Annotated in this window: 8 protein-coding genes and 1 pseudogene; 4 read left to right on the top strand and 5 right to left on the bottom strand. The window is 74.4% G+C overall.

The genetic code is table 11. The features are described from left to right. The 3 genes from panC to AAHZ94_RS21220 form a co-directional block, all read right to left on the bottom strand. Positions 1 to 731 (bottom strand): pantoate--beta-alanine ligase (gene panC, locus AAHZ94_RS21210; protein ID WP_349994564.1); only part of this gene is annotated, 731 nt, incomplete at its 3' end. Further along, positions 728 to 1,699 carry a Rossmann-like and DUF2520 domain-containing protein gene (locus AAHZ94_RS21215; protein ID WP_349994565.1) on the bottom strand — a complete coding sequence of 324 codons (972 nt, stop codon included), beginning with the start codon at positions 1,697 to 1,699 and terminating at the stop codon, positions 728 to 730. The genes AAHZ94_RS21215 and panC, both read right to left, overlap by 4 nt. A gap of 522 nt (positions 1,700 to 2,221) precedes the next feature. Continuing rightward, positions 2,222 to 2,497, bottom strand: coding sequence for a hypothetical protein (locus tag AAHZ94_RS21220; RefSeq protein ID WP_349994566.1), 276 nt, complete (start codon positions 2,495 to 2,497; stop codon positions 2,222 to 2,224). A 99-nt stretch (positions 2,498 to 2,596) separates the two neighbouring features. Here AAHZ94_RS21220 and AAHZ94_RS21225 point away from each other — a divergent pair, with 99 nt between their 5' ends. Continuing rightward, complete coding sequence (locus AAHZ94_RS21225; RefSeq protein WP_349994567.1) at positions 2,597 to 3,691, top strand: DUF5937 family protein; 1,095 nt, start codon at positions 2,597 to 2,599, stop codon at positions 3,689 to 3,691. A 184-nt stretch (positions 3,692 to 3,875) separates the two neighbouring features. Here AAHZ94_RS21225 and AAHZ94_RS21230 read toward each other — a convergent pair whose 3' ends face one another. Both AAHZ94_RS21230 and AAHZ94_RS21235 read right to left on the bottom strand, forming a co-directional pair. After that, complete coding sequence (locus AAHZ94_RS21230; protein WP_349994568.1) at positions 3,876 to 4,556, bottom strand: response regulator transcription factor; 681 nt, start codon at positions 4,554 to 4,556, stop codon at positions 3,876 to 3,878. Between the two features lie 255 nt (positions 4,557 to 4,811). Beyond that, on the bottom strand, positions 4,812 to 6,020 hold the full coding sequence (locus AAHZ94_RS21235; RefSeq protein WP_349994569.1) for a sensor histidine kinase: 1,209 nt from the start codon (positions 6,018 to 6,020) through the stop codon (positions 4,812 to 4,814). Between the two features lie 548 nt (positions 6,021 to 6,568). Between AAHZ94_RS21235 and AAHZ94_RS21240 the strand changes: the two genes are divergently transcribed. The 3 genes and pseudogenes from AAHZ94_RS21240 to AAHZ94_RS21250 form a co-directional block, all read left to right on the top strand. After that, positions 6,569 to 7,936: an SAM-dependent methyltransferase gene (locus tag AAHZ94_RS21240; protein WP_502964730.1), complete on the top strand. Its 1,368-nt coding sequence runs from the start codon at positions 6,569 to 6,571 to the stop codon at positions 7,934 to 7,936. 5 nt (positions 7,937 to 7,941) lie between these two features. Next, positions 7,942 to 9,084 (top strand): NADH-quinone oxidoreductase subunit D, encoded by a 1,143-nt coding sequence (locus tag AAHZ94_RS21245; protein ID WP_349994571.1) that lies wholly within the window; start codon positions 7,942 to 7,944, stop codon positions 9,082 to 9,084. Between the two features lie 50 nt (positions 9,085 to 9,134). Continuing rightward, positions 9,135 to 9,377 (top strand): annotated as a pseudogene (locus AAHZ94_RS21250) (hypothetical protein); the annotation flags it as partial.

Below are 9,377 nucleotides of genomic sequence, written 5' to 3' on the forward strand. Positions count from 1 at the left end.
CCGCCGCGAGGGCTGGGCGGCGGGGTCGTCGAGCCGGTCAGCGTCGTGCGCCCGGCGAACAGCGCCCGGGACAGCGCGAGGGCCGTGCCGCGCTCGGCGGCCGACAGATAGCGGTTGCGGCTGGAGAGGGCGAGGCCGTCGCCCTCGCGCACGGTGGGGATGCCGACGATCTGCACGGGGAAGTTCAGATCGGTGACCATGCGGCGGATCAGGGCCAGTTGCTGAGCGTCCTTCTCTCCGAAGAAGGCCAGGTCAGGGCGGGTGAGGTGGAGCAGTTTGGCCACCACGGTGAGCACCCCGTCGAAGTGCCCGGGCCGGGACGCCCCCTCGTACCGCTCGCCCATCGGGCCCGCCGCGAGCCGCACCTCGGGCTGGCCGCCCGGATACACCTCGTGCACCGGCGGCGCCAGCACGATGTCGGCGCCGGCGTCTGCCGCCACCCGGAGGTCGGCGTCCAGGGTGCGCGGATAGCGGTCCAGGTCCTCGCCCGCGCCGAACTGGAGCGGGTTGACGAAGACGGTGACCGTGACCAGGCCCTCATCGCCCACCCGGGCGCGCGCGGCGCGGATCAAGGTGGCGTGCCCGGCGTGCAGCGCGCCCATCGTCATCACCACGGCCGAGCGGCCGGGCGTCGGATACGGGCCGAGCACCTCGCCGTACTCACGGACGCTGGTGCACAGCTCCACATCCGGCTCGCCGGCCACCGGCTCGCTCCACCGTCGCGGGGTCATCGGCCGCCTCCACTCGTCCCGTTCGCACTGTCCGTCCCTCCGCTGCCGCCCGGCGGCCCGTCGTCCGCGCGGTGGGCCAGCACGTCCAGCAGGTCCTCGGCGAACTCGGGCTTGAGCAGGCCGTGCGCGAGCGCCCGGTCCGCCGTCGTACGCGCCATCGCCAGATAGCTCGGCACGGCCTGCGGCGCGCGCCGGCGCAGTTCGGCCACGTGCGCGGCCACGGTGCCCGCGTCGCCGCGCGCGACCGGGCCGGTCAGCGCGGCGTCGCCGCTGCGCAGCGCGTTGTCCAGAGCCGCGCCGAGCAGCGGGCCGAGCATCCGGCCGGGGGCCGCCACGCCCGCTTCCTGCAACAGCTCGCGGGCCTGCGCGACCAGCGTGACCAGGTGGTTCGCGCCGATGGCGAGCGCCGCGTGGTACAGCGGGCGGGCCTCTTCGGCGATCCACTCGGGCTCGCCACCCATCTCGATGACCAGCGCTTCGGCGGCGAGCCGCAGCTCCTCGGGGGCGGTGATGCCGAAGGCGCACCCCGCGAGCCGGTCCACGTCCACCGGAGTGCCGGTGAAGGTCATCGCCGGGTGCAGCGCGAGCGGCAGCGCGCCCGCCCGCAGCGCGGGGGCGAGCACGGCCGTGCCGTGCCGCCCCGAGGTGTGCACGAGCAGTTGCCCCGGGCGCACCGCGCCCGTCTCGACCAGCCCGGTGACCAGGTCGGGCAGCGCGTCGTCAGGCACCGTGAGCAGCACGAGCTCCGCGCGGGCCAGCACCTCGGCGGGGGTGACCAGGGGCACCCCGGGCAGCAGCGCGGCGGCCCGCCGCCGGGAGGCGTCGGAGACGCCGGATGCGGCGACCGGACGGTGCCCGGCCAGTTGCAGCGCGGCGGCGAGCGCGGGCCCGACCCGGCCCGCGCCGACGACTCCGACGGTGAGCCGGGCGGGCCTGTCCTGGGGTTCGGGGATGGTGGGTGGATTCACGGGGCGACGGCCTTCCGTTCCAGTCCGCGAGGGGTACCGGACGTTTGAGCGCCATGCTACGCGAGTGCCCCCAGCGATCCCCTGGGACGTCCTCAGCCTGTGGATAACTCTGCGGCCACCGTCTCTGACCTGCGGTTTACGGTCCGGTCGTACGGGGTCTCAGCGCACCGTCGAGAGGCCGAGACGCCGCCAGCAGCACCGTGGCGGGGCGCCCGCGCCCGTACTCCCGTACGGGTCGTTCGGGTCGGGCCCGGCCGTCCAATGCTCCCCTTACCCACCACCCGAGCACCGCCCGGGCCCCGTCGCAGGCCCCGTCACGCGGCAACCAACACCCACCCCGCCAACGCCAACTTCCGCACCCGCACCCGCACCGCCCCGGTCCTCCCGGCCGCACCCGGCGCCCCCGGACAAACCCCGCTTCGCACCGCACATCGACAACCCACCACGGCCGACCGCGCCCCGGCCGCTCCCGACCCCGCTCGATGCCCCCGTACGGCCCAGGCCCCCGCCTCGTACCGCACCTCAGCAACCAGCCCCCACCGACCGCGCCCCGGTGCCGGTGCCGGTGTGCAAGGTGGTGGTGCGGTGTCCCCGGCGCCGGGTGTGGCGGAGGGCGTGGAGCAGGCGGGTCAGGGGGCCGCCGGTCGCGGGGCGGTCCGCTGTCGCGGCCTGGAGTCTGCGGTACTCGCGCACCTCGGCGGCCACCCGCCAGTCGTGCTGGCCGGGCGCGGGCGGGGCGGGCACGCCCTGTTGTGCGCTGCGGTAGAGGTCGAGTGCGTACTGCTGCGTGATGTCCATGGCTTCACCGTGCGGCAGCCGTCGCGCGGCCGTCGCTTCGATTGACGAAGGCCGTCAAGTGGACGTTGACCTGGGGCATCGGCAGTGCACAGTAGGAGGGTGAGCCTGACCATCGACATCGCGGGGCTGTCCCCCGAGCGCATCGTCTTCGCCCCTTCACCCCTGGCGGAGCTGAGCGCGGCGCTGCACGCGTTGGCCGAGCCGGCGCACCACCCGGGGTTGCACAGTTGGACGACCACCACCGCGTGCGCCCTCAAGCCGGAGCTGGCCGACCGGCTCCAGGAGGCGGACTTCCTGTGGCGCACCACGCGCTCCGACATGCTGTTGCCGCCCGACCCCGGCGCCACCCTGGCCGAGGACCTGGACCGGCTCGACGAGCTCCCCGAAGAGCAGTTCGTCATGGCGGCGCTGGAGATCTCCTGCTCGGCGCAGTACGGGACCGCGCGCCCCAACCCGCTGCACGACGGGGCCGAGCGCGAGCGCACCCGCGAGCGGGCGGCGGCCCGCGGCCCGGCCCAAGCCGCCTTCGTGGAGCGCATCCTGGCCGACCCGCCGGCCGTACGGGCCTGGCTCCGCCGCCTCTTCGAGGACTGTGAGCAGGCGTTCTTCGGGGACACCTGGCAGCGGGTGCGGTTCCAGCTCGCGGCCGACGCCCGGCACAAGGCGGAGCTGCTGCGCCACAAGGGGCTCGCCGAAGCGCTGGCCGCGGTCTCGCCGGCGCTGACGCTCGACACGGAGCGGCAGCAGATCGTGGTGGACAAGCTGGTGACCGGCGGGACCAGCGCGACCCAGCCGGGCGACCGGCACGGGATCACGTTCGTGCCGACCGCGTTCGGCTGGCCGCACCTGTTGGTGCTGCACGCGCCGGGTTGGAAGCCGGTCGTGCACTATCCGGTCAACTCGCCCGAGCTGCCCCGCCCGCAGGCGCTCGACATCGTGCAGCTCCGCCTGGAGGCGGTGGCCCACCCGGTCCGGATGAAGCTCTGCCGCACCCTGGCCCGCGGCGCGCACACCACCGGCGAACTCGCCACCGCGCACAACATCACCGCGCCCGAGGTTTCGCGACACATGGCCGTGCTGAAGAAGGCCGGGCTGCTGTCCACCCGGCGGCGCGGCCGGTACGTACTGCACCACCTCGATCTGACGGCGATGGCCCGGCTCGGCACGGACTTCCTGGAGTCGGTACTGCGGTGAGCCGGCGGGCGGGAGCCCGAACCGGCGCGCCCGGGTCCCGGGTGAGGCTGCGGGCGGGAGCCCGGACCGGCGTGCCCGGGTCCCCCGCGCGCCACGCCAGGGCCCACCGAGCGCCGCGGCGCGCCGAGTTCCCCGCCCGCGCCACGCCAGGTCCGACCGCGCGCCGTGCCCCCGGCCGCCGCCGCTACGACGCCGTACCGCCGGCCCTGACCAGCCCCGTCTCGTACGCCAGCACCACCACCTGCACCCGGTCCCGCAGGCCGAGCTTGGTGAGGATGCGGCCCACGTGGGTCTTCACGGTCGCTTCGGAGAGCACCAGCTTGGCCGCTATTTCGCCGTTCGAAAGGCCCTGGGCGACCAGCAGCATCACCTCGCGCTCCCGGTCGGTGAGCTTGCTGACCTCGGAGCGCTCCGCCTCGGCCGTACTGGTGCTGCTGGGCAGCATGGGCGTGAAGCGGTCGAGCAGCCGGCGGGTGGTGCTGGGGGCGACCACCGCGTCACCGCTGTGCACCGCGCGGATGGCGGTGAGCAGTTCGGCGGGCGGCACGTCCTTGAGCATGAAGCCGCCGGCGCCCGCCTTCAGCGCGGAGAACGCGTACTCGTCGAGGTCGAACGTGGTGAGGATGAGCACCTTGGGTGCGTTCTCGGCGCGGCAGATGCGGGCGGTGGCCTCCACGCCGTCGAGCCGCGGCATGCGGACGTCCATCAGGACGACGTCCACCTGTGTGGACCGCAGCACCTCAAGCGCTTCGAGGCCGTCGCCCGCCTCGGCCACCACGTCCATGTCCGGCTGGGCCGCGAGCACCATGCGGAAGCCGGTCCGCAGCAGCACCTGGTCGTCGACGAGCATCACACGGATCGGCATCGGTTCGGTCGCTTTCTTCAGGTGGTCGTCGAGCGGGGTCTTCGGGTGATCATCGAGCGAGGTCTTGGGACGGCCGTTGCGCCGGAGGGGCGGGCGCTTCGGACGGTCGGCGTACGGGCCGGCCGGGCCCGGTCAGGCCCGCGGGCCGGGGGCGGGTCGGCGGCCGATGGCGGGTCGGCGACCGGTGGGGCGCGGGCGGATGCCCGCCGTGGTGGGGGACGCTACGCGACGCCCCGCGGGGCCCGCTCACCGCCCTCACCTCCCCGGTTTCAGCGGCAACACCGCACTGACCCGGAACCCGCCGCCGCTGCGCGGCCCCGCGTCCAGACTGCCGCCGACCATCCCGACGCGCTCGCGCATGCCGATCAGACCGTGGCCGAGGCCGTCGGCGCCGCCCGCCTCGTACAGTTCGCGCCCGGCACCCCGGCCGTCGTCCTCGATCAGCAGGTCGAGCTCACTGCCCGCGTACACCAGGCGCACGGTCGCGCCGGCGTTCTGTCCGCCGTGCTTGCGCGTGTTGGTGAGCGCTTCCTGCACGATGCGGTACGCGGTCAACTCCACGCCGCTGTCCAGCGGGCGCGGGTCGCCCTCGACCTTGAAGTCGACCGGCAGCCCGGCACCGCGCACCTGCTCTATCAACTCCGTCAACTGCTCCACGCCCGGCTGCGGCACGTACTCGCCGCCCTCGGCGCCCTCCCCGGTACGCAGCACGCCGAGCAGCCGCCGCATCTCGGCCAGCGCCTGCCGGCCGGTGCCCGAGATCGTCTCCAGGGCCTGTTTGGCCTGGTCGGGGGCGGTGTCCAGGACGTAGGCGGCGCCGTCGGCCTGCACCACCATCACCGACACGTTGTGCGCGACCACGTCGTGCAGTTCGCGGGCGATCCGGGCGCGCTCGCCGGCGACGGCCACCTTGGCCTGTGCCTCGCGCTCTCGCTCCAGCCGGGCGGCGCGCTCCTCCAACTGGGCGTAGTAGGCCCGGCGCGTCCTTATCGAGTCGCCGAGCACCCAGGCGAGGGCGAACGGGATGGTCATGAAGAAGACGGAGACGACCGACTGCCAGTCGTTCTGGGCCTCCGGCGGCCAGCGCACCGCGGCGATCAGGGGGGCGATGAGGCCGCCCCCGAGGCCGAGCCAGGAGGACCAGCGGGCGCCGTCGGCCGCGCAGGTGTAGATCAACACCAGCATCGCGAAGTCGGCGGCGTTGACCTCCACGTCGGCGATCAATTGGAGTACGCCGACGCCCGCGCACACCAGCAGCATCATCTCCGGCGCCCGCCGCCGGAACGCGCTGGCCAGGCAGAGCACGCCGCACAGCACGCCGCTCGCCACCGCCGCCACGGGCCCGGGGCGCTTGTCCAGGTGGACCTCAACGATCCAGAGCAGCGAGACGGCCGCCAGCATGACGGCCCAGAAGCCGTCCACACCGGTCGGATGTCTGCGGAGGAAATCGTAGAGACGCTGCACGTCACCCAGCGTAGGCAGGGGAAGTAAGTGCAGAGGTCAACCGGACGGTCGATCCGGTACGCCCCGGCGTACTCCCCAAGGTGGAGATCGAGCGCTCACTTTCCTCCGTATTGCTGCCCCGTATGAGCAAAAGTGCAGGTCAGCGAGGTGCCGATGGAAGGGGTGAGCCCTGCCTCGCCCGGGTGGGGCACAGCTCACGTCCGGGCCGACCGTCCGCGCCGCCGGCCGTCCCACCGCGACGAAACCGGTCGTACGGGGCGCATCGGCGGCCCCCCGGCGCGCGCGGGCGCGACGTCGGGCGCCGGGCCGCGGCGGAGGCGCGGCCGGGAGCGGCGAAGATGGAAGCGGAGCGGGTACGCGCTCGACGCCGGCCGGGCGCGGGCCGGGGCCCCAAGCAGCGGAGAGAACGGCCGGACCAGGTGGAACAGACAGGCCCGAGGACGGGACCACCCGAACCATCCGACGAGGCGGGCGACGCCAACGCGGCCCCTAGCCCCGCGGGGCGGTCCGCGGAGGACGTCGGGTGGCGGGAGGCGACCGAGTCCGCGCTGTACGGGCCGAACGGCTTCTACCGGCGCCCCGAGGGCCCCGCGGGCCACTTCCGCACCTCCGTGCACGCCTCGCCGCAGTACGCACAGGCCATCGCCACCCTGCTGACCCGGGTGGACGCGGCGCTCGGACACCCCGCCGAACTCACCCTGCTCGACGTGGGCGCCGGCCGCGGCGAACTCCTGCGGGACGTGTTGGCCGCGCTGGATGCGGCGGACCCGTTGGCAGCGGTGGATGTGCTGGATGTGCTGGATGCGGCGGACAGTGCCGCGGGGGGCGGGGCCGGTGCCACCGCCGGGGAAGCGGGCGCCAGGGCTGGCGGGGGCGGTGCCACTGCTGGCGAGGGCGATGCCACGGCTGGCGGGAGCGGCAGGGCCGCGCGCGGGCTCGTGAGCAGGCTCCGACCGTGTGCCGTCGAGCGCGCCGAACGGCCGGCCGGGCTCGACCCGCGCATCGAGTGGCTCGCCGAGCTCCCCGCGCCCGGCTCGCTGACCGGCCTGTTGATCGCCAACGAGTGGCTGGACAACGTGCCGCTCGACGTGGTCGAAGTGGCCGCGGACGGCATGCCGCACCTGGTGCGGGTGGCGCCGGACGGTACGGAGCGGCTCGGCGGGCCGGTGTCGGCCGCGGACGCCGCATGGCTGGCGGCGTGGTGGCCGCTCGGCCCCGAACCGGGTCTGCGCGCCGAACTCGGAGCGCCCCGCGACGCCGCCTGGGCCCGGGCCGTGGCCTGCCTGCACGCCGGGCTCGCGGTCGCCGTCGACTACGCGCACGAGCGCGCGGAGCGCCCCCCGTACGGCACCCTCACCGGCTTCCGCGCCGGCCGCGAGGTCCGCCCCGTACCGGACGGCTCGTGCGACCTGACCGCCCATGTGGCACTGGACGCCTGCGCGGCTGGGGTGGCCGGCATGGCTGAGGTGGCCGGCGCGACCGGTGCGGCCGAGGTGGTTGGCGTAAGCGGTGTGGCCGAGGTGGCCAGTACGGCTGAGATGGCTGGTGCGGTCGATGCGGCCAGTGCGGCCGAAGTGGCTGGGGCAGCCGAGTCCTCGCCCCAAGCCCCAGCCCCGGCCTCGCCCCAAGCCCCGACCCACGGCACCGACACCCCCGCGATCCGCACCCAACGAGCAGCCCTGCACGCGCTCGGCGTGCGGGGGCGGCGACCGCCGTTGGCGCAGGCCAGCAGCGATCCGGTCGGCTATCTGCGGGCGCTGGGCGCGGCCGGCGCCGCGGCCGAGTTGACCGACCCCGCGGGCCTCGGGCGCTTCCGCTGGCTGTGTCAGCCCGTACGGGGACTCTCCGTCGACCGAGTGCTCCCCCAACCACCCCGGGACGCGGCCGAAACCCGTCGGGGCGAGCTGAGAGACTAGGGCGCATGACGGAGACGACAGTCGGCATCGGCGGAGCGGCGGAGAGCACCGACATGGTGCTCAACATCGGACCGCAGCACCCGTCGACGCACGGCGTGCTGCGGCTGCGGCTGGTGCTCGACGGCGAGGTCATCACCCACGCGGAGCCGGTCATCGGCTACATGCACCGCGGTGCGGAGAAGCTGTTCGAGGCGCGTGACTACCGCCAGATCATCATGCTCGCCAACCGGCACGACTGGCTCTCCGCCTTCTCCAACGAGCTCGGCGTGGTGCTCGCCGTCGAGCGGATGCTCGGCATGGAGGTGCCCGAGCGCGCGGTGTGGACCCGCACCCTGCTGGCCGAATTGAACCGCGTCCTCAACCACCTGATGTTCCTCGGCTCGTACCCCCTCGAACTGGGCGGCATCACCCCGGTCTTCCACGCCTTCCACGAGCGCGAGGAGCTCCAGGCCGTCATGGAGGAGATCTCCGGCGGCCGGATGCACTTCATGTTCAACCGGGTCGGCGGCCTCAAGGAGGACCTGCCCGCCGGCTGGCTCGGCCGGGCGCGCGCGGCGGTGGCCGAGGCGCGTTCGCGGATGGACGTCTATGACCGGTTGGTGCTCGGGAACGACATCTTCCGGGCCCGCACCCGCGACGTGGGCGTGCTCACCGCCCAGGCGGTGCACGGGTACGGGGTCAGCGGACCGATCGCCCGCGCCTCCGGCGTCGACTTCGACCTCCGGCGCGACGAGCCGTACCTCGCGTACGGGGAGCTCCGCGACACGCTGCGCGTCGTCACCCGCAGCGAGGGCGACTGCCTGGCCCGCTTCGAATGCCTGCTTGACCAGACGCACAACTCGCTCGACCTCGCCGACGCCTGCCTGGACCGCATCGCCGACCTGCCGCCCGGCCCGATCAACCAGCGGCTCCCCAAGGTGCTCAAGGCCCCCGAGGGCCACACCTACGCCTGGACCGAGAACCCCCTCGGTCTCAACGGCTACTACCTCGTCTCCAAGGGCGAGAAGACCCCCTACCGCCTCAAACTCCGCTCGGCCTCCTTCAACAACATCCAGGCCCTGACCGACCTGCTCCCCGGCACCCTGGTCGCCGACATGGTCGCCATCCTCGGCTCGCTGTTCTTCGTCGTCGGCGACATCGACAAGTAGGGCGAGTAGGGGCTGATTCGGTCCGTGCGGGCAGTGGGGCTGCACGGGCGGTGGTCCGTACGGACCGTGAGCTGCACGGGCCCGGGCCGTACGAGTGGCGGTCCGTACGGGCCCAGGCCGTACGAGTAGCTGGCCATACGGGCCCCGGGCCCGGGCCGGTCGCCGGGCGGTTCTCGCCCCCGTACGAAACGCCGCCGGGGCCCGGGCGGCGGGGGGGGGGGGGGGGGGGGGGGGGGGGGGGGGGGGGGGGGGGGGCCGCCGGGGGGGGCGGGGGGGGGGGGGGGGGGGGGGGG

It is taken from the genome of Streptomyces sp. HSW2009 (genome assembly GCF_040240285.1).
Taxonomy (GTDB): Bacteria; Actinomycetota; Actinomycetes; order Streptomycetales; family Streptomycetaceae; genus Streptomyces.

What these genes read in the sequence shown, in the direction of transcription:
- AAHZ94_RS21220 (WP_349994566.1), bottom strand. Translation starts at nt 2,497, where the DNA reads ATGGACATCACGCAGCAGTACGCACTCGACCTCTACCGCAGCGCACAA.
- AAHZ94_RS21245 (WP_349994571.1), top strand. Translation starts at nt 7,942, where the DNA reads ATGACGGAGACGACAGTCGGCATCGGCGGAGCGGCGGAGAGCACCGAC.
- AAHZ94_RS21230 (WP_349994568.1), bottom strand. Translation starts at nt 4,556, where the DNA reads ATGCCGATCCGTGTGATGCTCGTCGACGACCAGGTGCTGCTGCGGACC.